Origin of the sequence: Corynebacterium sp. CCUG 61414, assembly GCF_024453945.1 — a bacterium.
GTDB classification, from domain to species: domain Bacteria; phylum Actinomycetota; class Actinomycetes; order Mycobacteriales; family Mycobacteriaceae; genus Corynebacterium; species Corynebacterium pseudogenitalium.
Window position 1 is genome coordinate 37,225 of record NZ_JAGPYU010000015.1, and the last position, 20,182, is coordinate 57,406.

Here is a 20,182-nt window from a genome sequence, read left to right on the forward strand (position 1 = left end):
CACCCCGACCGGGTGCGCGGTGTTTTTCTTTCCCACAACCCGGTACCCTCCACTACTAGAACTCTTTTGCAAGGAAGGCGGAACTAATGGCCCAATTTGTTGACCGCGCGGTGCTGCACCTCCAGGCCGGTGACGGCGGACATGGCTGTGTCTCTGTCCACCGCGAAAAATTCAAACCCCTCGGTGGTCCGGATGGCGGCAACGGCGGCCACGGTGGCGACATCGTGCTGGAGGTGTCCAACCAGGTGCACACGCTGTTGGACTTCCAGTACCGCCCGCACGTCAAGGCGAAGCGCGGCGGCAATGGGGAGGGCGATCACCGAAACGGCGCCCGCGGAGAGGACCTTATCTTGGAGGTCCCAGTTGGAACCGTTGTGCGTAGTGAGGACGGGGAAATCCTCGCCGACCTGACGGTGCCGGGCACCCGTTTCCTTGCGGCTGAAGGCGGCTTCGGTGGGTTGGGCAACGCGGCTCTTGCCACCGCGAAGCGCAAGGCCCCGGGCTTCGCACTCAAGGGTGAGCCTGGCGAAGCGCACGACTTGATCCTCGAGCTGAAGTCCATGGCGGATGTGGGGCTAGTGGGGTTCCCGTCGGCGGGGAAGTCCTCGCTGATTTCGGTGCTTTCGGCCGCGAAGCCGAAGATCGCGGATTACCCCTTTACGACGCTCGCTCCGAACCTTGGCGTGGTCAACGTCGGCGACGATACGTACACCATCGCGGACGTGCCGGGCCTGATCCCGGGGGCGAGCCAGGGCAAGGGCCTGGGTCTGGACTTCCTGCGCCACATCGAGCGCACCGCGGTGCTCGCGCACATCGTGGACGTGGCCACGATGGAGCCGGGGCGCGATCCGATCTCTGACATTGAGGCGCTCGAGCACGAGCTTGACTCCTACGCCGACCAGCTTGACCTGGACTCTGGTCTCGGTGACCTGCGTGAGCGCCCTCGCATCGTTGTGCTGAACAAGATGGACGTGCCGGAGGCCCGGGAGCTCGCGGAGTTCTTGGAGGACGACATCAAGGAAAAGTTCGGCTGGGATGTATACATGATCTCCACCGCGACCCGCGAGGGCCTTGACCCGCTGAAGTGGGCGCTGTGGAACATCGTGGAGCGTGCCAGGAAGCGACGCGTGAAAGCCGAGAAGGCAACTCCTACGGAGGTGCTGCGACCGAAGGCGGTTGCGCCAAGGCGCCGTGGGCACGCGCAGGAGGGCGGCATCGAAGTTGTTCCTGACCCGATGTGGCCGGGCGGCTGGCTGGTCACTGGCGAGAAGGCGGAGCGCTGGATTCGCCAGACCGACTTCGAAAACGACGAGGCAGTCGGCTACCTCTCGGACCGCCTGAACAAGGCCGGCGTGGAGGACCAGTTGCGCAAGATCGGCGCCATGGAGGGCGACACCGTCACCATCGGTGACATCTCGTTCGAGTGGGAGCCGTCGCGAGCTGGTGATCCCACCTTGGCTGGACGCGGCCAGGACGCGCGCCTCTACGACACCACGCGTGTTTCCGCCGCGGAACGCAAGCGCGCGTCGCAGGCGCGCCGCGGACTCATCGACGAGTTCGATTTCGGCGACGGGGAGACAGCCGACCGGGAACGTTGGCAGGGTTAGCGCTACACTGAGCTGCTATGAACGCAGCAACAACTACGGAGGCGCAGCTTCGCGAGCACATTGCTGGTGCGAAGCGGGTCGTCGTCAAGCTTGGTACCTCCTCACTGGTCAATGAGGATTCCTCGGTGAGCAGGGTCAAGATTGACCGCCTCGTGGATGCGCTGGTGGATCGCATGGATGCGGGCACCGACGTCGTGGTGGTGTCCTCCGGCGCGATTGCTGCAGGCATGAGCCCGCTGGGGCTGCGGGCACGCCCGCGCGACCTGGCGACGAAGCAGGCCGCCGCGGCAGTGGGGCAGGTGCACCTCGCGCAGGAGTGGGGCGCCTCCTTCGCCAGGCATGGACGCACGGTGGGCCAGGTGCTGTTGACGCAGGCTGATGCGGGCGTGCGCGAGCGTGCACGCAACGCGCAGCGTACGATCGACCGGCTGCGGCAGCTGGGCACGGTGCCGATTGTCAACGAGAACGACACGGTGGCGACCTCCGAGATGCGCTTCGGCGATAATGACAGGCTCTCGGCGATCGTGGCGACGCTGATCGGGGCGGATGCGCTCGTGCTGCTTTCAGATGTCGACGGCCTCTACGACCGCAACCCCGCCGACCCGCAGGCACAGTTCGTTTCCGAGGTCCGTACCGGCGCTGACCTCGAGGGCGTCGTGGCCGGTGATGGTGGTGCGCTTGGGACCGGTGGCATGGCGGCGAAGGTGTCGGCGGCGCGTCTGGCTGCTCGCGGCGGAGTGCCAGTGCTGCTGACCAGCGCGACCAAAATCTCGCAGGCGCTGCAGGACGCAAGCTGCGGAACCGTATTCCACACCCGTGAGCAGTCAACGCTTAGGGCATGGAAATTCTGGGCGCTCTACGCCGCGGACGCTGAAGGCGTGCTGCGCCTGGATAAAGGCGCCGTGCAGGCCGTCACCAGTGGGGGCACGAGCTTACTCGCGGTGGGTATCACCGACATCGAGGGGGACTTCCACGCCGGTGACATCGTGGAGATCCTGGGGCCCGACTCGGAAGCCGTCGGGCGCGGCGAGGTTGCGTATGATGCCGCGGAGCTTGCCGGCATGTTGGGCAAGCACACGGATGAGCTGCCGGAAGGGCAGCGCAAACCCGTCGTGCACGCCGACTATTTATCAAATTTCGCCACCCGTCTGTAAATACACGCTAGGTTGGGGTGCATGAAATTTGCATTCTTACCGAAACCTTGGGACGCAGTCGTCGATGACCTGACAGATCACGGCCACACGTTTGTGGACCTCGACGAGTCTCCAGACGTGTTGGTGTTTCGCGGGAATCCGGAAGATTTCCCAGAGGAATTACCGCCGAGCGTGAAGCTTGTGCAGGTGGCGTATGCGGGCGTCGAAAAGCTGGTAGAGGCAGGGGTGCTCGATGTCGATGTGCCGGTGGCTAATGCCGCCGGGATATACGACGACACTGTGGCCGAGGCGGCACTGGCGCTGCTGTTGGGGGTGCTGCACCGGCACAAGGCGGTGACGCCGCAGTGGAACGACAGGCAGCTCAACGAGGAGACGGACTACCTGTTCGACAACAAGAAGGTCGCGGTGATTGGGGCGGGTGGCATCGGTAAGATGCTGATCCGCTTCCTCGAGCCGTTCGGGCCGGAGATTATTGCGGTGAACCGCTCCGGCAACCCGGTGCCGGGGGCCAAACGCACCGTGGCGATGTCCGAGGCGCAGGATGTGTGGTCGGAGGCGGACTACTTCGTGCTCATCGCGCCACTGACGAAGCAGACGCACCACCTCGTCAACGCGGAGGTGCTGCGCGCGATGAAGCCGAACGCGGCGGTGGTCAACGTTGGCCGTGGCCCACTGATTGATACGGAGGCGCTGACCACGGCCCTGCAGGATGGCACGATTGCTGGCGCTGGCCTGGACGTGACGGACCCTGAGCCGCTGCCGGAGGATCACCCGCTGTGGCAGATGGACCGCTGCCTGATTACCCTGCACACCGCGAACATCCCGCGCTACATGCAAGCGCGCGTGGGTGAACTGACACGCCGAAACTGGGAGGCACTGCAAGAGGGCCGCCCGTTGCCGACGCAGATTGATGTGGAGGAAGGATACTAATGACGACTATCGAAGCTCAGGTGCTGCAGTTGGCGAAGGCTGCGAAGCAGGTGGCCCCGGTGATCGCAACGCTACCGACCGTTCGCAAAAACGCTGTGCTGCAGCACGCGGCGCGGGCGCTGGAAGCACGTACTGCGGAGATTCTGCAGGCCAATGCCCGCGACATCGAGGAAGGCCGCGCGGCTGGCATGGACGAAGCGTTGGTAGACAGGCTCGCGCTGGATGAGCAACGTATCGCGGGCATCGCGGACGGACTGCGTCAGGTCGCGAGCCTCCACGACCCAGTTGGGGATGTGGTGCGCGGCGGCACGATGTACAACGGGATCCGGATGCGCCAGGTTCGCGTGCCGCTCGGCGTGATGGGCATGGTCTACGAGGCCCGCCCGAACGTCACGGTCGATGCGTTTGGCCTGGCGCTGAAGTCAGGCAACGTGGCACTGCTGCGTGGTTCGAAGTCGGCGGCGCATTCGAACGCGGCGCTGGTCGCGGTGCTGCAGGACGTGCTGGCGAAGGAGGGGCTGCCAACCGAGGCGGTCCAGCTGCTGCCGAGCGACTCGCACGACTCCGTCACCGCGCTCATCACGGCACGCGGCCTCGTCGATGTGGTCATTCCGCGCGGCAGCGCCCGGCTTATCGACGCCGTCGTTACCCAAGCAACCGTGCCAACCATCGAGACCGGCACTGGCAACTGCCACGTATACGTGGATGCTTCAGCGGACATTCAGCAGGCGACCGACATTGTCGTCAATGGCAAGACGCGCCGGGTGTCGGTGTGCAACGCGACCGAAACGGTGCTGCTTGACGCGGCGTTGCCGGATGCGGACAAGCTGGCCGTCGTAAAGGCACTGCAGGACGCCGACGTGACCGTCCACGGGGACCCGGCAGCACTTGGTGCGTTCGGGGCTTGCGACGTAGTCGAGGTCGACGAGCACGATTGGGCGGAGGAGTACCTTTCGATGGACGTTGCCGTCGGTGTCGTCGACGGCGTTGAGGGGGCCGCGAAGCACATCGCACGCTACTCCTCGGGGCACACGGAAGCCGTGGTCGCCACTGATGCGCGCGTGCTGCAGTACTTCGCGGACCACGTGGATTCGGCAGCCATCATGCTCAATGCCTCGACCGCGTTTACGGATGGCGAGCAATACGGCATGGGTGCAGAGATCGGGATCTCTACCCAGAAACTGCACGCACGTGGACCAATGGCGTTGCCTGAACTGACAAGCACGAAGTGGATCCTGGAGGGCAGCGGGCAGACTCGAAGTTAGGAAAATGGTGTGGGCGGGCTACACTAATGCGCAGTTTCTTCACACCCGGAGTCCAAGGTGTGACTCATCCATAGAGAAGGTGCATAGTGTTCCGCAAAATGCGTACGTTTTTCCGTCGTCGGCTACCCGTAACTGCAGTTGCGTTCGCCGCAGCAGCAGCTGCGGTGGTTACCCCCGTGCTGCCGACGGAGGAAGCGACCGCCCAGCAGCGGTGCCCTTCGGTTGCGGTAATCGCTGCACGCGGCTCCGGTCAGAATAACCAGATTTACCGAACACGCTATGCCGGGGACGCCCCGTGGACCTCGAATGGTTGGGAGGGGGAGACCATTCGCGCTTTCCTTCGCTATTCGGAGTCGCGCTACCGTGCCACTCACGGCGGGAACTCCCTGATGAAGGACGTGGAAGTCCTCGGTATGGAGCCGCGCTACTACCCAGCGATTTACCCGGATTATGATGTCCCTTCCGTTGCAGCACCCGCGACGCTGCTGCAGGCGCTGGGTTTGGCTATCCAGTACGCGGTGCCGTTGTTTACGATGGCGCGACAGGCTGGCACGGACTTTATGGACTCCGTCAACATTGGGCGCACTGGCGTGATGGCGCTGGTGAACGACTACGAACGCGCGAGCGGGTGCCATCCGAAGTACGTGCTGTCCGGCTACTCACAGGGCGCGATGATCCTGCTGGAGCACGAGCGTGAGCTGGCACGCCGCGGCAAGCTAGCGGGCGTTGTCTACTTTGGCAACCCGATGACTGCCGCGCGTGATGCTGGCACGGTGGGCGTGGCAAACGGCGGTGCAGGCGGCATGCTTGGTTTCCTGCCGTTTAACACCCGCACCGCGGGTGCGACCCGCAACAAGGTCAACTACTGCTTGCCGCTGGATGCAGTGTGCGATCTTTCCGTCCAGGTCCTGCGGGCTGCTGCCCCGACGGGCGGTACCCACGGCCAGTACTTCCTGCGGTGGAACCGTTGGGATGACCAGGTGGCAGACTCTTTTGGTCGCTTTGTTGATCAGGTTCGGTACCGCTAAGAGTTGACGGAAGGACAAGGATACAGTCATGGTTTCGTGGAAGCGGATAGCGTGTAGCGCTCTTGTAACAGCGACGCTGTTGACCAGTGGGGTGTCGGTTGCGCAGGCTCAGGAGACTGAAGCAGGCGTGGCGGTGCCGACGCCCTCACGCGGGGTATACATCCAATCGCAGAAGTGCCAGTTCCGGACGGATGGCAAGGGCAACGTACTTGTCGACGCCAACGGGCAGCGCATCCCAGTGCTTGACGAGCATGGCAAGCCGGTGTGTGAAGACCTCAACGCCAGCTCGATGTCATCGATGAAGCAGCGCCCAGATTCATCCGCAGAAGGTAAGGAGAAGTTGCCGTGGTGGGGCATCCTGCTCATTGTGCTTGGCTCAATTGTTGGCGTGGGGCTTACAGCGTTCTGGCTCGCTTTCGAGCAGGCGAACGTCTGGATCGGGTAAGCACGTGGCAGAGGCCGTAGCAGCATCATTGCGCGACGCCCGACGAGTGGGGGTCATGGGCGGTACTTTCGACCCGATCCACAACGGCCACCTCGTGGCCGCGAGCGAGGTCGCCGACCGTTTTGACCTTGACGAGGTCGTGTTTGTGCCGACGGGTCAGCCCTGGCAGAAAGCGGATCGGCAGATCACCGACTCTGAAGATCGCTACCTCATGACGGTCATCGCGACTGCCTCGAATCCGAGGTTCTCGGTCTCTCGGGTAGACATTGACAGGGAGGGGCCGACCTACACCCTGGACACGCTGCGGGATTTGCGCGCCCTGTTGCCGCAGGCGGAACTGTTCTTTATCACGGGCGCGGATGCGTTGGCGTCGATAATGTCGTGGCGCGATTGGGACCTGATGTTTGACCTGGCGCAGTTTGTCGGCGTGACGCGCCCCGGCTACGAGCTGAGCGAGGCCTTCTTGCCCGAAGACGTGCAGGAGCAGGTGCATTTGATTGAGATTCCTGCGATGGCGATCTCGTCCACGGGGTGCCGCGAGCGCGCTAAAGAAGGCCGCCCGGTGTGGTACCTGGTGCCAGATGGCGTGGTGCAGTACATTGCGAAAAACGACCTATATCGTTCAAGTGGCGAACAGCGCCCTTAGCGTGGGACAATAGGCGCGTTACTGCTATTTTTCATTACTGACGAAGGACTGAGTACTTGACTGCTCTGCAGATCTCTCTTGATCAGGCCGCGATCGCCGCGAAGGCCGCCGACGAGAAGCTCGGCGAGAACATCGGCGTCATCGATGTGTCGAACGTGATCGGCATTACCGATATTTTTGTGATTGTCTCCGCGGACAACGAACGCAAGGTAAACGCGATCGTCCAGGAGATTGAGGACGACATGACCGACGCCGGCTTCGAGCCGAAGCGCCGCGAGGGCGTTCGCGAAAACCGCTGGGTGCTGCTGGATTACGGCAACATCGTGGTGCACGTGCAGCGCAGCCCGGAGCGCGACTTCTACGGCCTGGACCGCCTGTACGCAGACTGCCCGGCAATTAGCGTGGAGGGCCTGCCAGCCTACGAACGCCCGGGTGCGTTTGCGGACGGCGAGAGTGTGCGTTCGGCGCAGCAGATTGAAGACCTTCCGCTGGCAGGCGATGCCCCTGAGGACGAGGACGAGTTCTAACACCATGGCGCGACGACTCATCTTGCTGCGACACGGCCAAACCACGTATAACGCCACGTCGAGGATGCAGGGGCAACTCGACACGGAGTTGTCGGAAGAGGGGAGGCAGCAGGCGCGAAACATTGCGCCGGTGTTGACAGAAATGGGCGTCGCCAAGATTGTGGCTTCGGACCTGAGTAGGGCTGCAGTCACGGCGCAGATCGTCGCGGAGCACCTCGAGCTGCCGGTGACGTATGATGCGCGCCTGCGCGAGACGCACCTCGGGCAGTGGCAGGGCAAGACACACGCCGAGGTTGATGGTGTCGACGGCAGCGTTCGCGCCCACTGGCGCAATACCCCAACGTGGGCGCCGCCCGAAGGTGAGAGCCGGATTGACGTCGCGCAACGGGCGCGCCCGGTTGTTGACGAGTTGATGGAGCACTTCGACGAGTGGGATGACGCGGCGGTGCTGCTTGTCGCCCACGGAGGTACGATCGCGGCGCTGACGTCGAGCCTGCTGGACCTGGAGATTTCGCAGTACCCGATGATGAAGAGCCTGCGTAACGCGAACTTTGCGCAGCTGCAGGCGTTGCCGCGCTACGGCGAGCCGGACACTGGCGTGCAGTGGTACCTCGAGGCGTGGAACCAGGGGTTGACGGTCTAAATGGCGGTACGGGTTGTTGTTGATTCCTCGGCGGGCTTGCCAGCTGATATTGCCAGTGAGCTCGACATTACGGTGCTCCCGCTGCACGTCACGGAGCATGTCGAAGACGATGAAGTATCGACGAGCGGGCTGTCGGCCTTGGAACTCGCAGCGGCTTACGGGCGTCAGCTCGAGCGCTCTGGGGACGATGGCGTGGTAGCCCTACACCTGTCGAAGCACTTTTCTTCCACCTGGTCCGCGGCGGTTTCTGCTTCGGGGGTGTTTCCGGGGAACGTGCGGGTGCTCGACACCAGTACCGTTGGTATGGCGGTCGGGGCGGCAGCGATGGCGGCGGCGACCGTCGCGCGCGAGGGGGCGAGCCTCGACGAGGTAGAAGCGATGGCCTCGTCCACGCTGAAGCGCTCGGAGACGTGGTGCTACCTGCACCAGCTGGACTGGTTGCGCAAGTCTGGCAGGATTTCCACGGGGACTGCGGTGTTGTCGGCGGCGTTGCTGGCAACGAAGCCGATTCTGCGGATGCACAACGGCAAGCTCGAGTTAGCAGGCAAGACTCGCACCCAGACGAAGGCGTTTTCCAAGCTCACGGAGCTTGTTTTGGAGCGTGCGGATTCCCAGCCGGTGTTTGCTGCGGTGCAGCATGCGGACGCGGAAGAGTCCGCGCAGCAGCTGGCGGGCATGCTTGATGAGGTGCTGCCGCGGCACTCACGAGTGCTGGTGGAGCCAATGGTCGATGTGCTTGCCGCGCACACCGGGCCCGGCGCGATCGGGCTGTCGGTCGTGTTTGGTTCACGCACGTAGCGGCGCTGTCAAGGGGGTTGGCGGCGGCTGTGGAGAAGTAGCCTGCACGGGGTGTGCGGTTTGGGGGTTGTCCACAACGGGTTTGCTTGGTCTGTTGGGGCGAGGACGCCGGTTTTAGCCTGTGGTTATGCAGGTCAGTGAACGGATTCAAGAGCTTACGCGCCCGACTGGTGAGGAGGCGCTGCTGCAGGTGAAGTACCCGACTCCTCGCGTGCACGTTCCGGTGAAGCCGGCGGCCGCGGTGATGGGGGTTGTGATGAGCCTACTGGTGCTGTGGGCGGTGGTGCAGGTCCGCGGCCCGGATGTTGCGGAGGAGGATGCGCCTGTTTGGGAGAACGTTGCTACTGCGACCGATGTGCCGGAGCGCGTGGTGGTTGCGGTGGTGGGGGAGGTGGCAAATCCTGGGCTGGTGACGCTGAACCAGGGTTCCCGCGTGGCGGATGCGCTGGATATTGCGCAGCCGCTCGACCACGCGGACTTGCTGCAGTTGAACCTCGCTCAAGTGCTTGTCGACGGCCAACAGCTCCACGTCGTCGCAATCGGTGAAGGCCCTGCCGTGCCAGGTGGGGATGGTGGTGCTGTGGACGCGGCAGGTCAGATTTCGCTCAACGGTGCGTCGGCCGCGGAGCTGGTCACGCTGCCCGGGGTGGGGGAGGCGACCGCGGCGGCGATTATCGCGCACAGGGAGGCGAATGGTCCGTTCCAGAAGGTCGAGGATCTGATGCAGGTCAAGGGGATTGGCCCTGCGAAGTTTGAGGCGATTGCGCCGTTGGTGGGGCTGTAAGCGGTGCAGGAGCTTCGGCTGGTGCCCACGGCGCTGTGTGTCTGGATAGCGACGATCGTGGCTGTTGCGCTCGCGCCGTGGGCGGGGTTCGCGGTGATTGTCGCGGCGGTGGTGCTGTGCGGGTGTGCGCGTGCGGTGGGCCAGGCGGTGTTGGCCGGTTCCGGTGGCGTGGCGGCCGTCGTGGTGGCCTGGGTCCGCATCGCGGTGGCGCGGGCGGGAACGCTGCGCCTGCCGGTGGAGGCCACCGTGACCGCTGCCCCAAAGGAGCTTGACTCTGGCGGGATGCTGGTAGGCGTGCGCGCCGGGAGCGGTGGCGCGGAGCTGCCGGTGTTTGTCCGCGGCGGCGTCCCCGATGGGGTGGTCAGTGGTGCGACGGTGCGGGTGGACGGCACCGTGTCGGAGTCGTCGCGGGTGGGCGTCAACCCGTGGGCGGTCAATGGCACGGTCGAGCCGTTGGCCGGGCCGACGGGTGCATCCGGGTGGGCGCAGCACGTGCGGGCAACGTTCGCCGATGCAGTGCGCGAGCACGTCGGGGAACACTCGCAGGGCCTCATCCCGGGCATGGTGCTGGGCGATACCTCGATGCAGGGGGCGTCGGAGCAGCAGGCGTACATCGCTACCGGGCTATCGCACCTCTCGGCGGTATCGGGTTCGAACGTTGCCATCGTGACGACGTTCGCCGTGGTAGTAGCTGCAGCGCTGCGCATCGGGCTCTATGGCAGGCTCGTTGCAGCGGGTGCTGCGTTGGCGGTGTTCGCCTTGCTCGTTGGGCCGGAGCCGAGCGTGCTGCGGGCATCGGTGATGGGGCTGGTGGGGCTCGTCGCGGTCGTCTCATCGAGCCAGACGGAGGTCATTCACGCGTTGTGCCTGGCGGTGATTGCGCTCATTTTCTTCGATACCGACCTGGCGCTGCACTACGGGTTTGCGCTGTCGGTGGCTGCGACCGTCGGCATCGTGGTGCTCTTCCCGCTGTTCTACAGGGCGCTCGCACCGACGACGTTGCCGGACATCCTCGTACGTGCCGTCGCGGTCGCCATCGCCGCCGACGTTGCGACGATGCCGCTCGTGGCCGCGATGGCGGGGCAGGTCTCGCTGGTCTCTGTTGGCGCGAACGTGCTGGTGGCCCCCGTCACGCCTCTGGTGACGGTGCTTGGGCTGTGCGCGGTGGTGCTGGCGGTGCTGCCGGGAGGTCTTGAGTCGATCGTGCTGTGGGTGATCTCTCCGCTGACCTGGTGGGTCCACGCTGTGGCTGAACATGGAGCGGCGCTGCCCGCCGCCACAGTTGCTGCGAACCCGGTGACGGTGCTTATCGGCTACGGGTGGGTGGTCGCCGTGTTGTTGCTTGTGCCGTGGCGCCGCCGGACACTGGCGCTGTGCCTGACCTGCGCGGTGGTAGCAAGCGTTTGTATCGCGTGGCCGCGAGGCGCCGTTGTGGATCCCGCGACGCTCCGCAGCCACGTCGTGGCCACCAAAGACGACATCCTTCCCATCCCGTCAGGCACCGAGCTCGTCGTGGTACTCGAGGAAGGCAGCGCACCCAAGCGGCCGGCAGCAACCCCGGACGGCATCCCCGTCATCTTCCCCAACCGGGGAGCGGTGCCCGTCCTCTACGCAGATGGGAGGCAACAGCTACGCTAAGAAGCATGCTCAACCCAGTGCACCTGGTCCTCGGGGAAGACGAGTTCCTCGCCGAACGCGCCACCAAAGCCATCATCGCCCAGCTCAGCCCAGCTGCGGAGCGCACCACCCTACGCGCAGGCGACGTTACCGAAGGCGAACTGGCCATGGCGACCAGCCCGTCACTGTTCGCCGAGGAACGCATCGTGCTGATCAAGAACACCGAGCTGGCAGGCAAGGAACCGCTCGAGATCCTGCTGCGCGCCTGCGTGGACCCGGCGCCAGGTATGACGCTGATCATCGAGCACTCCGGAGGTGGGCGTCAAAAAGCCTATGTGAAGAAGTTCGAAAAGATCGCCGAGGTCCACCGCGCGAACCCGCTGCGCGACCGCGACCGGCACTCGTGGCTCACCCAGGAGTTTAGGCGCTACGGGCAGCGCCCAACCCCGGACACTGTCGCTGCGCTGCTCGAATCCGTCGGCTCTGACCTGCGGGAACTCGCCAGTGCGGTGAGCCAGCTCGTGGCGGACACCGACGGGGAAGTCGACATAAACGCTGTGCGCAACTACTACACGGGCGTGGCGGAAGTCGCGGGCTTCGACATCGCAGAGCAGGCCATCGCCGGGCGCGCCGACCGCGCGCTCGCCTCCACGCGCCGGGCACTGCAGCTGGGCACGAGTCCGGTGGCGATCGCGGCGGCGCTCGCGCACAAGGTCGGGGACATCGCCAAGCTGTATGGGGTGCGCGGCAACCCGGACCAGCTCGCGCGAACGGTCGGGATGCACCCCTTTGTGGTGAAGAAGACCATGAACGTTGCGCGCCAGTGGTCGGGTGATGCGGTGTCGCAGGCCGTCATCATTGTCGCTGAGCTGGAGTCTACGGTGAAGGGCAATGGTGGGGAGCCGGAGTACGCGGTGGAAGAAGCAGTCCGCAGGATTGCCCAACTCGCGTGATAGCGTAAGAAAACTATGACGCAGCAACAACCGAACGAGATCCCCGAAGACGTCCAAGCCTTCGCCACCCGCCTATTCCAGATGGCGCGTGACGGCGAGGCAACCCTGCTCGATTACGTTGACCAGGGCGTCGACGTCAATCTGGCGAACCAGGACGGAAACTCGTTGTTGATGCTCGCCAGCTACTCCGGGCACCTCGCCCTGACCGAAGGGCTCATCGCGCGTGGCGCGGATGTCAACGCCCTGAACGCTCGCGGGCAAAGCCCGCTGGCAGGGACGATCTTCAAGAAGGAAGACGATATCGCCCGAGCGCTCATCAGCGCGGGTGCCGACGCCACCATCGGTACTCCAAACGCCATCGACACGGCGAGCATGTTCGGTCGCGAGGACCTCATCGACCTGCTCAAGGGCACGCAGCGGTGATCGCGCCGACAGATCTCGCGGTCATTGTCGGTCTGAACTTGGTTGGTGCAGCCGCGCCTGGGCCCGACGTCATCCTGGTCACGCGTACCGCGACGCGCTCGCGGCCGCACGCGTGGGCAACGACGTGCGGAATCCAGCTCGGTGTGCTGTGGTGGTGCTCGCTGACCGTGTTCGGTGCGGCGGCGCTATTGACCGCCATGCCGCGCGCGCTGCAGGTAGTGCAGGTGATCGGTGGAGCGTACCTGGTATGGATGGGTATCAACGCGGTGCGCCAGGGCTGGCGCGACCGGCGCAACCCACCCCTTTCCCTCGAGGAAGCAGAGCAGAGGCTCGGTAGCCTGCGAGCCAGCTTTGTTCGGGGACTTTCGACGAACCTGGCGAACCCGAAAATCGTGCTGGCGTTGTCCGCCATGATTGCGCCACTGCTGCCAGCCAGTCCGTCGTGGGCAACGCAGATTGTGGTGATCCTGTCGCTGTGGGCCAGCTCGTTCATCCTGTTCGGCGTGCTCACGCAGGTGGTGTCTACGAACCGGGTGCGGCGCAAATTACTAGCCGCCGGGCCCGCAATCGATATGGGCTCCGGCGGCTTCTTCTGCGTTGTTGGCGTGCTCCTCGTGGTGCGTGGTCTGCTTAGCGCAGGCTGAGCAGGAAGTCTACGGTGGCGGTACTTGCAGATGGATCCGTGAACCACGTGTGGCCGCCACCTTCGACGCGCTGCAGCTCGGTTCGAGCGCCACAGGCAGGGCTCAACGTGGTGACATTGCCCAGGCGGGTCTCGGTGGCGGAGCCCGCGATGCAGCCGTTCTTGTCCATGAACAGGTTGAACACGTCGTTGACCGAGCGGAACGCGGCTCCGTGGCGGGTGCCGCCGTTATAGCCCACGACGTTGTCGTTGGTGCCGTGCATGATGAGCGTCGGCACGGAACCGCTCTTGCACCCCTCGACGGTCGGGTTGTAATAGGCGCCTGCCACAGAGGCGATGCCGTTGACCAGCTCAGGGGCGTGGCAGGCGAGCGAGGCCACCATGCCACCGCCGTTGGAAAGTCCGACGGCGCTCACGCGGTTGCGGTCGGCGCCGAAGTTCTCGACGAGGTCGTCGATAATCGCGCGGGTGTATGCAATGTCCTCGCGCGTCGACGTGCGGGCGTACGGCGCACCCGCCCAGGCCTGAGACTCGCCCTCGGCGTAGACGACGATGGCGCGACCGGCTGCCGCGGACTCGAGGTGGGCGTAGCCCTGCATCTGATCGGCAGTGTGCTGCCACCCGCCGTAGCCAATGATGACGGGGTAGGACTTGCCCTCCTCATAGCCCGAGGGCAACACCACGTTGTAGGAACGCGAGCGACCGTCAGCGTTGACGGTGCGGCGCTCCTGGGAACCGCGGCGGCCCGGCTCGTGCGAGGAGCCGATCGTGCCGGTGACCGGGCCCAGAATAACAATTGCGGCCACGAGGCCGACGAGCAGTGCCAGCCGGTCAAGCCGAATATTCTGCGGGTTCAGCATCTTCTGGAGCTGACGCAAGTCAGGCATCTGCTGCGCCTGAGCGGTAGGGGTGACGGCGGACTGCTCAGGGGCCACCGCTACGGCGCCCAACGTCAGAGTTGTAGCTGTTACTGCTGCGCAAAGCGCACGACGATAGTTCTTCACAATTTCAGTATCGTAGAGCAGATCCAGCAATGTTACGAATGCAAAAAATCCTGCGCACCGGACGGAGCCGGGGCACAGGATTGCTCTGCGCGAAAAGCTTAGGCCATCTTGTTCAGAGCGCGAGCCATGTTCGACTTCTTGTTCGCCGCGTTGTTGCGGTGGAACACGCCCTTGGACACAGCCTTGTCCAGCTTGCGGGAAGCGAAACGCAGCTGCTTCTCAGCGGCAGCCTTGTCGCCGGACTCAACAGCCTCACGGAACTTACGGATCTCCGTGCGGACAGCGGAACGGACGGACTTGTTGCGAACGCGACGCTTCTCGTTGGTGAGAACGCGCTTCTTCTGCTGCTTGATGTTAGCCATAATGTGCACCTCTTAAATAAGTTGGTATCGATTGCAATGTCGAAGATTCGGCAACGGGCTGTTACTGCGTAATGCTTTGAACTTGACGCGAACCCAAGGTCCTGCCCGCGTAGATCACGCACCCGAAACCGGATACAAACAACTCGACTAAGATACCCCACCACGAGAAACGGGGCAAGTGGCAGGCTTATTAGGTCCAGTGGTAGGTGTCGCGCAGTCGGTTCGCCACGCGATCGAAGCGCCGAGCGGGGAGGGTGGCGCCTCGCCGGTGGATACTTGCCTCCGGCACGACAAGCAGTAGGTCCAGGCGCAGCCAGCCGGGCTGGCCGGAGGCGTCCCAGTCCCCGGTGCCGATGCCGAGCCACTCCTCAGTGGCGGACGCAGGGTCCGACACCGGCTCCTCGCCGCAGTGGATGAGCAGGGCGAGAACATCGTGGTGGTCGCGTCCGACGACGAGCATCGCGCGTTCCTCCGGGGGAGTCGACGGCACGAGTGCCCACACGACCTCGCCGGGTTCGGCGTTGCCGTCCATGTCCGGACCGTAATACAGGTTCCGGGCGTGTTGCTCCGTAGGTTGGACGTCGATACGCGTGGCGGTGGTGCGGGTCTTGGTGCCGGGGGTGAGCCCGAGGCGCTCGTTGAGCAGCGCGAGCCCCTCCTCGAGGGAGGCACGTCGTTGCTGTTGAAGCTTGCGCCAGAAAACCATGGTGCAAACTTTAAGTGTTTTGCCTGGCCTGGGCAAGGTTGTGTTTCGAAATGGGGCACTGCGAGGTAGAGTGGCACAATTATGGCTGCCCAAAAACGAAATTTCGCGGAAACCACGTTCACGGACCCGGAGCGGATCCGTAACTTCTGCATTATTGCCCACATTGACCACGGAAAATCCACGCTCGCGGACCGCATTTTGCAGCTGTCTGATGTCGTCGAGGCCCGTGAGATGCGTGATCAGTACCTGGACAATATGGATATTGAGCGCGAACGCGGCATTACTATTAAGGCCCAGAACGTCCGCCTGCCATGGACGCCACGCTCCGGCGAGTACGAGGGTCAGGAGATGGTCCTGCAGATGATTGACACGCCGGGCCACGTCGACTTCTCCTACGAGGTCTCGCGCGCTCTCGAGGCGTGTGAGGGCGCAATCTTGCTTGTCGACGCCGCCCAGGGCATCGAAGCCCAGACCCTGGCGAATCTGTACATGGCGATGGACAACGACCTGGAAATCATCCCGGTTCTTAACAAGATCGACCTTCCGGCAGCCGACCCGGAGAAGTACGCGCTGGAGATCGCCAACATTATCGGCTGCGAGCCGGAGGACGTGCTGCGCGTGTCCGGCAAGACAGGTGAGGGCGTCCCGGAGCTTCTGGATAAGGTCGTCGAACTAATCCCGGCACCGTCGTCAGAGTTTGACGCCGACGCGCCGGCCCGCGCCTTGATCTTCGACTCCGTCTACGACACCTACCGCGGCGTCGTTACCTACATCCGCATGATGGACGGCAAGCTGCTGCCGAACCAGCAGGTGCAGATGATGAACACCGGCGTGCGCCACGAGATCCTCGAGATCGGCGTGGTCTCTCCAACCATGAAGAAGACCAAGGGGCTCGGCCCCGGCGAGGTCGGCTACCTGATCACCGGCGTGAAGGATGTGCGCGAAACCCGCGTCGGCGACACCGTGACCTGGGCTAACAAGGGCGCAGAGGAGCCGCTCGACGGCTTCGAGGAGGTCAAGCCGATGGTGTACTCGGGCCTCTTCCCGGTCTCGCAGGAGGACTTCCCGGCGCTGCGCGAGTCGCTGGAGAAGCTGCAGCTTAACGACGCCTCCCTGACCTGGGAGCCAGAGACCTCCGTGGCGCTGGGCTTCGGTTTCCGCTGTGGTTTCCTGGGGCTGCTCCACATGGAGATCACCCGCGACCGCCTCGAGCGCGAGTTCGACCTGGACCTGATTTCCACCGCGCCGTCGGTCACCTACCGCGTGATCGCCGAGGACGGTTCGGAGCAGATGGTGCACAACCCATCCGACTGGCCAGGTGGCAAGCTGCAGGCGGTGTATGAGCCGATCGTCAACATGACAATCATCGTCCCGCAGGAGTTCGTCGGCACCACGATGGAGCTGTGCCAGTCGAAGCGCGGCACCATGAAGAACATGGAGTACCTCTCGGAGGACCGCGTCGAGCTGCGCTACTACATGCCGCTCGGCGAGATCATCTTCGACTTCTTCGACATGCTCAAGTCCCGCACCAAGGGCTACGCCTCCCTCAACTACGAGGACGCCGGCGAGCAGGAAGCGGACCTGGTCAAGGTGGACATCCTGCTGCAGGGCGACCCCGTGGACGCGTTCTCCGCGATCGTGCACAAGGACTCCGCGCAGTGGTACGGCAACAAGATGACCAAGAAGCTCAAGGAGCTCATCCCACGCCAGCAGTTCGAGGTTCCCGTCCAGGCGGCGATTGGTTCGAAGATCATCTCGCGTGAAAACATCCGTGCGCTGCGCAAGGACGTGTTGTCCAAGTGTTACGGTGGCGACATTTCGCGTAAGCGCAAGCTGCTGGAGAAGCAGAAGGCCGGCAAGAAGCGCATGAAGGCGATCGGCTCGGTCACCGTGCCGCAGGAGGCATTCGTGGCGGCGCTGTCGACCGACGAGGCGTAGCCCCTCAGCGCCGAGTGTGGTGGAAATCACCACGCCATTTACGGTCTATATTCTTTGTGGGACATCCACCGCGTGAGCGTGCGGTGGATGCTTTTGTGACCTTGAAGTTTCGTTAGTGTGCGGCGCCTGTTTGTGGCCAGGTGCTGAAAATGTACTGAATGCGCTACGGGGTGACGGCTCGTAAACGTGCAGGCAGGGTAATTGTCTACCGTGCTTCATATGTTTTTGTCGGGCTAATTAGGGTGCGTGTTTTCGAGAAACTTTGAAGTAGCATCAGGACGATTTCATTGCCTCCGAAAGGACACACCTCATGCGAAACTTTGGAGCGTCCCGCGCCGCCCGCCGACGTGCGCTGATCGCCGGAACCATCATCTGCTCACTCGTGCTTAACGACGCGCCCGCTCTCGCGGCGGACCCGCACCCCGCTGTAGAGCAGGCACAAACTGAAAATGACGCCATCGCCGCCGGCCGCGTCACCTCGCTGGAGCAGATCGAGCAGCAGCAGGTGCAGGGAGTAGTGCAGGGCCGCGCAGTGCTGGCCACGGACGCCTACTCGCTGAATTCCCAACAGCAGGGACTCGGAAACGGCTACACCATCTACCTGCAGTGGATGGACAACACGTCCCCGGCGTCGCCAGTGTTCACTGCGAGCACCCACACACTTGCCGACGGCACCCCTCCGGGAGAAGGCTACTTCGTCTTCGACAACCTCGACTGGGTTGACTCCGAAGGCACCCTGCACCGCTTCGCCCCGGAATCTGGAGGCAAGCGGACCCGCTACAAGCTGTGGCTGCGCCCCAACCAACAAGGGCCCGCCGGCAACACCCTGGTCACGCTGCGCCAGGGACCAGGCTCCGGTGTCGGATTCATGAGCCCCGACACCGACGAACTACTCGGCGCCAAAGTCATCGAAGGCTCCGCACTGACGCACGCCCACATCTACACCGCCGAACAACCTAGCACCGCCGACGCCCCCTTCGCGTTCGCCCGCCCGCGCGCTGAGTGGCAACTCGATGAGCAAGGCCCCGCCGGAGATCGACCACAGTACTCAGTCTCCGGCGCGGTGTACTGGTCCAGTATCAACCAGGAAGACGGATTCCCGCGCAAAACCGAAGGCCAAGATGGCGACGGCCACTACGTGGTGATGAGCCGCTTGAGCGAAGAGGGCGTCGAAAAGCTCAGCGAGGCCACCGGCGATGTCGCAGACCCTGCCGAGCTTTCCCGCGCACAGGCAGCATTCTTGCGCGAACACCCCGAAGCGATCGCTGAAACCGTGATGGCCAAGGTCGAGCACGGCCACTACACCGTGCGATTCAGCGGCCGCGTGACCGAAGACTCGCTGTACGGCTTCGTCGTCGCAGGCTCGAAGCACTCCGGGCCAACGCAGCAGGTGCTCCCGGCGTACTCGGGATGGTCCGTGCCGATGTTTGGCCCCGCCGGCGAACACTCCGTACTCCCGGCGGCCCAGTACCGCGCGGAAGGCATCTTCGCCGCCGACGGCGTCCACTTCGCCCTCGTCCCCGACGCCTCCGACCCCCGCCTCCACCTCAGCGCAACCACCGGCCTGCACCGCGCCGCGCCTGGAGCCGACGTGCACCCCTTCGTAGAAATGGTTTCCGCACTTGGCCAGTCCGCCGACATCGAGTGGACCAACGCACGAGGCGAAATCGTCGGTGCCTGCAACGACGACAACCTCAACAGCTGCTCCTTCACCGTCCCCGACGACACCCCCGACGGCGCCACCTTCCAGGGTCGATTGATGCTCGAGTCTCAAATTGTGGACTCCGCACAATTCTCAGTCAGCGCCAAACCACTCGCCGAGGACTACCAGCCGGAATGGCAGCCAATCACCGTCGAAGCAGGGAAGCGCACCACGGCGTCGGCACCCACACTCGCGCCCACAGGTCGTCCCGCGCCTGACGACGTCAGCTTCGCCCGCGACGCCCACACACAAGATTGGATCACCGTATCTTCCGACGGTTCCCTCACTGTCGCACCGCCCGCCGGGACAAAGGCCGGGCGCCACGACGTCCCGGTTTTGGTTACCTACCCGGACCAGTCCACCGAGACGGTTACTGCCGCTGTGACAGTGTCCGCGGCTGAGGCCACGCCGTCGAGTTCGGCGCCGAGTGTGGTGCCGAGTGCGGCACCTAGTTCAACGTCTACTCCGAAGTCGAAGCCGTCTGCCCCGCGGACAACCACGCCGGTTCCGTCGAGCATTGAAAGTTCCGCGCCGCGGACAACAGCGAAGCCGAAGCCTTCAACTGCGACGTCGGCTCCGAAGACCTCCCCGCGGACAACAGTGACCACCAAGCCGTCCGCCCCGCGGACAACCGCAACGACGAAACCGTCCGCGCCGCGGACAACCGCGAAGCCGAAACCGTCAGCCACGACGTCTGCTCCGAAGTCCACGCCGCGGACAACCGCAACGACGAAACCGTCCGCGCCGCGGACAACCGCGAAGCCGAAACCGTCAGCCACGACGTCTGCTCCGAAGTCCACGCCGCGGACAACCGCAACGACGAAACCGTCCGCGCCGCGGACAACCGCGACCACGAAACCGTCCGCGCCGCGGACAACCGCGACCACGAAACCATCGGCTACGACGTCGGCTCCGAAGGCCACGCCGCGGACAACTGTAACCACGAAGCCGTCCGCCCCGCGGACAACCACGCAGGTTCCGTCGAGTGTGGAAAGTTCCGCCCCGCC

At 64.1% G+C, this 20,182-nt stretch carries 20 protein-coding genes; 17 read left to right on the forward strand and 3 right to left on the reverse strand.

The genetic code is table 11. From position 1 onward, the window contains the following. Positions 1 to 86: 86 nt before the first annotated feature. The 15 genes from obgE (at position 87) to KBX14_RS09605 (ending at position 13,464) form a co-directional block, all read left to right on the forward strand. A complete protein-coding gene (gene obgE / locus KBX14_RS09535) occupies positions 87 to 1,607 on the forward strand; it encodes a GTPase ObgE (RefSeq protein WP_256042416.1) in 1,521 nt (506 codons plus the stop codon). Between the two features lie 17 nt (positions 1,608 to 1,624). Further along, the gene (gene proB / locus KBX14_RS09540; protein WP_256042417.1) at positions 1,625 to 2,761 is read left to right on the forward strand and encodes a glutamate 5-kinase; all 1,137 of its coding nucleotides are present in this window, start codon (positions 1,625 to 1,627) and stop codon (positions 2,759 to 2,761) included. Positions 2,762 to 2,782: 21 nt separating this feature from the next. Further along, positions 2,783 to 3,691: a D-isomer specific 2-hydroxyacid dehydrogenase family protein gene (locus tag KBX14_RS09545; RefSeq protein ID WP_256042418.1), complete on the forward strand. Its 909-nt coding sequence runs from the start codon at positions 2,783 to 2,785 to the stop codon at positions 3,689 to 3,691. Further along, complete coding sequence (locus KBX14_RS09550) at positions 3,691 to 4,956, forward strand: glutamate-5-semialdehyde dehydrogenase (RefSeq protein WP_256007953.1); 1,266 nt, start codon at positions 3,691 to 3,693, stop codon at positions 4,954 to 4,956. The genes KBX14_RS09545 and KBX14_RS09550 overlap by 1 nt, the downstream gene beginning before the upstream one ends. 98 nt (positions 4,957 to 5,054) lie before the next feature. Then, the gene (locus KBX14_RS09555; protein ID WP_256042419.1) at positions 5,055 to 5,984 is read left to right on the forward strand and encodes a cutinase family protein; all 930 of its coding nucleotides are present in this window, start codon (positions 5,055 to 5,057) and stop codon (positions 5,982 to 5,984) included. Positions 5,985 to 6,012: 28 nt separating this feature from the next. After that, on the forward strand, positions 6,013 to 6,429 hold the full coding sequence (locus tag KBX14_RS09560) for a hypothetical protein (protein ID WP_256042420.1): 417 nt from the start codon (positions 6,013 to 6,015) through the stop codon (positions 6,427 to 6,429). Positions 6,430 to 6,433: 4 nt separating this feature from the next. Then, positions 6,434 to 7,075 carry a nicotinate-nucleotide adenylyltransferase gene (gene nadD / locus KBX14_RS09565; protein WP_256000919.1) on the forward strand — a complete coding sequence of 214 codons (642 nt, stop codon included), beginning with the start codon at positions 6,434 to 6,436 and terminating at the stop codon, positions 7,073 to 7,075. 56 nt (positions 7,076 to 7,131) lie between these two features. Continuing rightward, positions 7,132 to 7,602: a ribosome silencing factor gene (gene rsfS / locus KBX14_RS09570; RefSeq protein ID WP_070478390.1), complete on the forward strand. Its 471-nt coding sequence runs from the start codon at positions 7,132 to 7,134 to the stop codon at positions 7,600 to 7,602. Between the two features lie 4 nt (positions 7,603 to 7,606). Further along, complete coding sequence (locus KBX14_RS09575; protein WP_256042421.1) at positions 7,607 to 8,245, forward strand: histidine phosphatase family protein; 639 nt, start codon at positions 7,607 to 7,609, stop codon at positions 8,243 to 8,245. Continuing rightward, positions 8,246 to 9,043 (forward strand): DegV family protein, encoded by a 798-nt coding sequence (locus KBX14_RS09580; RefSeq protein ID WP_256042422.1) that lies wholly within the window; start codon positions 8,246 to 8,248, stop codon positions 9,041 to 9,043. Between the two features lie 127 nt (positions 9,044 to 9,170). Beyond that, positions 9,171 to 9,827 carry a ComEA family DNA-binding protein gene (locus tag KBX14_RS09585; protein WP_305083623.1) on the forward strand — a complete coding sequence of 219 codons (657 nt, stop codon included), beginning with the start codon at positions 9,171 to 9,173 and terminating at the stop codon, positions 9,825 to 9,827. A gap of 3 nt (positions 9,828 to 9,830) precedes the next feature. Next, positions 9,831 to 11,465: a ComEC/Rec2 family competence protein gene (locus tag KBX14_RS09590; RefSeq protein WP_256042423.1), complete on the forward strand. Its 1,635-nt coding sequence runs from the start codon at positions 9,831 to 9,833 to the stop codon at positions 11,463 to 11,465. 5 nt (positions 11,466 to 11,470) lie between these two features. Continuing rightward, on the forward strand, positions 11,471 to 12,397 hold the full coding sequence (gene holA, locus KBX14_RS09595) for a DNA polymerase III subunit delta (protein WP_256042424.1): 927 nt from the start codon (positions 11,471 to 11,473) through the stop codon (positions 12,395 to 12,397). 15 nt (positions 12,398 to 12,412) lie between these two features. After that, positions 12,413 to 12,820, forward strand: a complete 408-nt coding sequence (locus KBX14_RS09600; RefSeq protein ID WP_256042425.1) for an ankyrin repeat domain-containing protein — start codon at positions 12,413 to 12,415, stop codon at positions 12,818 to 12,820. Beyond that, on the forward strand, positions 12,820 to 13,464 hold the full coding sequence (locus KBX14_RS09605; protein WP_256042428.1) for a LysE family translocator: 645 nt from the start codon (positions 12,820 to 12,822) through the stop codon (positions 13,462 to 13,464). Before KBX14_RS09600 ends, KBX14_RS09605 begins: the two co-directional genes overlap by 1 nt. Here the strand turns inward: KBX14_RS09605 and KBX14_RS09610 are convergent. From KBX14_RS09610 to KBX14_RS09620, 3 genes are all read right to left on the reverse strand, one after another. After that, complete coding sequence (locus KBX14_RS09610) at positions 13,451 to 14,467, reverse strand: alpha/beta hydrolase-fold protein (protein ID WP_256042426.1); 1,017 nt, start codon at positions 14,465 to 14,467, stop codon at positions 13,451 to 13,453. The two genes, KBX14_RS09605 and KBX14_RS09610, sit on opposite strands and share 14 nt — an antisense overlap. Positions 14,468 to 14,565: 98 nt before the next feature. Beyond that, complete coding sequence (gene rpsT, locus KBX14_RS09615) at positions 14,566 to 14,829, reverse strand: 30S ribosomal protein S20 (protein WP_070362056.1); 264 nt, start codon at positions 14,827 to 14,829, stop codon at positions 14,566 to 14,568. 190 nt (positions 14,830 to 15,019) lie between these two features. Next, a complete protein-coding gene (locus KBX14_RS09620) occupies positions 15,020 to 15,535 on the reverse strand; it encodes a type II toxin-antitoxin system PemK/MazF family toxin (RefSeq protein ID WP_070362057.1) in 516 nt (171 codons plus the stop codon). A gap of 81 nt (positions 15,536 to 15,616) precedes the next feature. Between KBX14_RS09620 and lepA the strand changes: the two genes are divergently transcribed. Further along, positions 15,617 to 17,473: a translation elongation factor 4 gene (gene lepA, locus KBX14_RS09625; RefSeq protein ID WP_070362058.1), complete on the forward strand. Its 1,857-nt coding sequence runs from the start codon at positions 15,617 to 15,619 to the stop codon at positions 17,471 to 17,473. 310 nt (positions 17,474 to 17,783) lie between these two features. Continuing rightward, positions 17,784 to 20,182 (forward strand): Rib/alpha-like domain-containing protein (locus KBX14_RS09630; RefSeq protein WP_256042427.1); only part of this gene is annotated, 2,399 nt, incomplete at its 3' end.